This is a genomic window from Oleiphilus sp. HI0117, from assembly GCF_001635235.1.
Map to the genome: position 1 here is coordinate 1 of NZ_LWGA01001407.1, position 1,440 is coordinate 1,440.

1 protein-coding gene is annotated in these 1,440 nt (G+C 46.2%); it reads left to right on the forward strand.

The annotated features are described in order from the left end of the window. The coding region (gene ahpF, locus A3757_RS23800) for an alkyl hydroperoxide reductase subunit F (protein WP_068740406.1) at positions 1-1,199 on the forward strand (1,199 nt) is incomplete at its 5' end. Positions 1,200-1,440: the final 241 nt, after the last annotated feature.

Genomic DNA, 1,440 nt, shown 5'->3' on the forward strand with positions numbered 1-1,440 from the left:
AAGTCTTTGTAAGCTTGAGTTGTCACAATTGTCCTGAAGTGGTCCAGGCTTTGAATCAGTTTGCTTTGGTCAACGATAAGATTACCACTGAAACCATTGATGGCGGTGTCTATCCGGACTTGATCGAAGAGCGAAGTATTCAAGGTGTGCCTAGTGTTTACTTGAATGGTGAAGTATTCGCTAACGGTAAAATTGACCAGGCAGTCCTACTAGAGAAATTGATGGCTAAATACCCCGACATCACTCAGGCAGCAGAGCCTGCTGAAGCACTACCTGTTCAGGATGTTGTTGTGATTGGTGGTGGCCCGGCAGGTGCAGCATCAGCGGTGTATAGTGCTCGAAAAGGTTTGAAAGTAGCGATCATCGCAGATCGGATTGGTGGACAGGTGAAAGACACTATGGGGATCGAAAACCTGATCTCTGTGCCTAAAACAACCGGCCCGGAATTGTCTACGGCTTTGGAGCAGCATATTAAAGAATATGACGTGACCGTCAGAGAACACTTACGAGTCGCGAACATCGAGAAAGGCCAGGGGGGTGAAAACCATAAGATTGAACTCTCTTCGGGTGAAGTGATCGAAACCAAGACGGTGATTGTTGCGACCGGTGCAAAGTGGAGAGAGCTTGGCATTCCTGGCGAGAAGGAAAACATAGGTCAAGGTGTTGCTTACTGCCCGCACTGTGACGGACCGTTCTTTAAAGGTAAGGATGTTGCTGTTATTGGTGGCGGAAATTCAGGTGTTGAAGCGGCTTTGGATTTAGCTGGTATCGTAAAATCTGTCACAATCTACGAGTTTATGCCTGAATTAAAGGCTGACAAAGTCTTGGTTGAGCAAGCTAAAAAACGTGAGAATATTACTATTCTGCGTAATGTAGCGACCAAAGAAGTCTTGGCTGAAGGTGGCAAGGTTGTTGCCTTAGCATACGAAGATCGTGATAGTGGTGAAATTAAGCGCCAGGAATTATCAGGCATTTTCGTCCAAATAGGCTTGGTGCCCAATAGTGGCTTCCTGGAAGGCATTGTAGAAATGAACGCCTATGGCGAGGTAATTGTAGACGCCAAAGGTCAGACTGACGTACCAGGAATCTTTGCCTGCGGTGACGTGACGACCGTGCCTTATAAACAGATCGTGATCGCTATGGGGGAAGGTGCCAAAGCTTCTCTTGCAGCCTTTGACTACTTGCTAATGCAAGGCTAGCCTAAAAAAGCCAGTCCCAGGTATATTGAGCCAATTGGGGCTGGCTTTGTTTTACTAGCGGTAAATCTTCTCTAGACTTTACTTTCTGCTCTGTTATGTTTGTATCAGACCATGACATAGCCAAGCAGACCCTTAATGAAAATTATTGAGCCCAATCTCTGTAATTGTGAATCCTTAGTGGATTTGATCTATGCAGAAACCTCCAAGAATCTTGATGAGCGATTTGTTCGCGCGGTCGGCA